Source organism: Mesorhizobium sp. M7A.F.Ca.US.006.04.2.1 (genome assembly GCF_004022915.1).
Taxonomy (GTDB): domain Bacteria; phylum Pseudomonadota; class Alphaproteobacteria; order Rhizobiales; family Rhizobiaceae; genus Mesorhizobium; species Mesorhizobium ciceri.
This window is the reverse complement of the sequence record NZ_RZQA01000847.1, coordinates 1-2,755: the sequence shown is the minus strand read 5'-3', so window position 1 is coordinate 2,755 and position 2,755 is coordinate 1. Positions and strand designations below refer to the sequence as shown.

The 2,755-nt window shown below is 60.4% G+C and carries 3 protein-coding genes; 2 read left to right on the top strand and 1 reads right to left on the bottom strand.

Features of this window, described 5'->3' with window-relative positions:
* Both EN925_RS31070 and EN925_RS31065 read left to right on the top strand, forming a co-directional pair.
* On the top strand, nt 1-1,102 hold a 1,102-nt coding region (locus tag EN925_RS31070; protein ID WP_164894504.1), incomplete at its 5' end, for an Nramp family divalent metal transporter.
* A 165-nt stretch (nt 1,103-1,267) separates the two neighbouring features.
* Entirely contained in the window at nt 1,268-1,684 is a 417-nt protein-coding gene (locus tag EN925_RS31065) for a hypothetical protein (protein ID WP_245487366.1), read from the top strand.
* A 75-nt stretch (nt 1,685-1,759) separates the two neighbouring features.
* On the opposite strand, the gene EN925_RS31060 is transcribed toward EN925_RS31065, so the two are convergent.
* Nucleotides 1,760-2,755, bottom strand: a 996-nt coding sequence (locus EN925_RS31060; protein WP_128337174.1) for a catalase-related domain-containing protein, incomplete at its 5' end; no start/stop codon positions are given.

Here is a 2,755-nt window from a genome sequence, read left to right as displayed (position 1 = left end):
GTATCTCGTCGTCTACCTTTCATCCAAACTTGGCCAGGTTTCGGGTCGCGGGCTTTTCCAGGTCATATCGGACTTCTATCCGCGTTGGCTGCTATGGTCCGTGCTGGTGGGCGTGCTGATCGGCAACACGATCGAGGCAGCCGCCGACCTTGGCGCCATGTCGGCGGCTATTGTGCTGTTCGTTCCGCTGCCTGCTCCGTTGGTCGTCACTGCCGTTGCGGTCGTCATTTTTGCCCTGCAGGTGCTCGGATCGTACAAATTGATCCGAAATGTGTTCCGGTGGCTGGCTCTGGCTCTGCTTGCCTATGTGGTCTCCGCGGTACTTGCCAAACCGGATGCCGCTTCCGTCCTGCGTGGCACGCTGTTGCCACAAATCGAGTTCAGCCGAGAGTACCTGTCCATCCTCGTCGCCATCGTCGGGACCACTCTCTCCGCATACCTTTACACGTGGCAGTCCAATCAGGAGGTGGAGGAGGAGATCGCCAAGGGTCGAACGAGCCTCGAAGAGCGCAAAGGCGCCACCGAGGGTGAACTGCGCCGATCCCGCCGCGATATCCTGATCGGCATGACGTTCTCCAATCTGATCATGTATTTTATCATCCTTTCGACCGGGTCGACGCTCTACAAGGCCGGACACACGCAGATCGAGACAGCGGCACAGGCGGCCGAAGCGCTGCGGCCGCTTGCCGGCGACGCTGCCGGCATTCTCTTTGCGGCCGGTGTAATTGGCGTCGGCTTCCTGGCCGTGCCGATCATGACCGCTGGCGCTGCTTTCGATTTCGCCCAGGCGATGGGATGGAAGAATAGCCTGCATGCCAAACCCCGGCAGGCTCCCAAATTCTACATCGCGATCGGGGTCATAACGCTGGTGGCGGTGGGTCTCAATTTCTTCGGCTTCAACCCGATGAAAGCTCTCGTCTGGTCCGGCATCTTGCAAGGATTTTCAACGCCGCCGCTGCTGCTTCTCATCCTCATCATGACCAACAATCGCAAGATCATGGGCGACAAGGTCAACAGCACAAGCACGAACATCCTGGGCGGCGTGACGACCTTGGCGATTTTTGCGGCGTCGGCGGGATTGGTGGCAAGCTGGTTCTTGTAGCTCGCATGGCATGACAGATGTTCAGGCACGGTGGAACATCGGCGGTCAAATCCCGTTGAGACGCTTGTGGGAGAAAGGAGGTTGTCCATGTCAAAGTTGCAGGCCGCAACTCCGGACCGTTTAAGGCAGCTCAGGCTTGAAGCTTCAGCACATTTCGCTCCGTTGATGCTGAACGAAGCCCTGTTGCGCCTTTCCCATGCCTGCGGAGGCGACAGCCTCGACCGCTTCGAGAAAGCCATGGTTGATCAAATCGAGGCTGCCAAGGACGATCGGGCCGATTTCGAAACGATCAAGGAACTCGCGATCGAGCAGCTTTACGCCCTGGTCCGGAACGCTAACGATTCGCCGAAAAAGAAACAGTCGCTGGAGAAGATCGACACGCGCAGAACGCCCGGCCGGTCCGAAGAACCACGCACGCTCGAGGACCAACTGCAGGCGGGGTTGGAGGATTCCTTTCCGGCGAGCGATCCGCCTTCGGTGGTGTCCACGACCATTTCAGGCGGAGCAAAGAAGCTGGTTGGGACCGACGAGGTCCTGGAGAAGCAGCGGCGACAAGCGTCCAGCAAGGAAGATCGCTCGTAGACCGCGGTGCCGGCTAGGGTTGGCGGCAAACCAAAGAGTGCGGGTGCGCCAACGGAAACAGCTGACGCCATCGCATCAAAGTTTGACAGCCGCCTCCCGCGCCCAGAGCCGCAGTTTGCGGCATGACTGCACAAACGCAGCTACCGAAGCTGCCGAATCCAGCCGCCTCAGCCCCTCATCGGCATCGGGAGCGACGCCTGCTTTGATCAGGAGCGGCTCGGCCCCGGAGGTGAAGCCGATGAACTTGCAATGCGCAAACGCATCAGACACGAAATCCTTCGCAGCGGCCTCCGTGACCAGTAGCTCGGCGCCCGCCTCGGAGAGGAGCAGCACCACCGCGTCGAACAAAACGGATGGACCGCCGTCGATCATGTGCCTTGCCTCGATGTGGGTGCCGTCGGCGGCTTCGACGCCGCCCACCTTGGGCGCAACCACCTCCATCACCGCGCCTTCCGCTTCGATGGCGGAACGAAGTTCCTCGAACAGCGCGACATCGGCTCCATCGCTGAGCATGACACCGACTTTGCGGCCTTCGAAACTGTCGGGCCCGTTTTGGATGATGCTGAGCGCCGGCGACGGCGGCAAGTCATCGCGCGGTGGAACGGCGGCTTCGGCAGGTTCGGGCATGTCACGGATGCCGAGCTTGTCGGCGACCGTGGTCGCCAGCGTTTCATCGATGTTCAACAAATGCGAAACCATGCGTTCGCGGATCGCCGGTGCCTGGACCTTGCTCAGTTCAAACGTCAGCGCCATCGCGATGTGACGCTGCTCCGGTGGTGTCTGGCTGTTGAAGAATTGCCGGGCCTGGCTGTAGTGATCGGCGAAGCTCTCCGCGCGCAGACGTACTTTCTGCCCTTGTTCGGCATCGGAGAAAGAACGGAAGCCACGCTGCGGATCCTCGCGCGGTCCCAGTCCCCATGAGTTAGGTTCATAGTTGGCGCGACCGGCCGGATTGCGCATGGCCATGTGCCCGTCCTGTTGAAAATGGGCGAACGGGCACTTCGGTGCATTGATCGGCAGATGGGTAAAGTTCGGGCTGCCCAGCCGCTTCAATTGGGTATCGAGATAGGA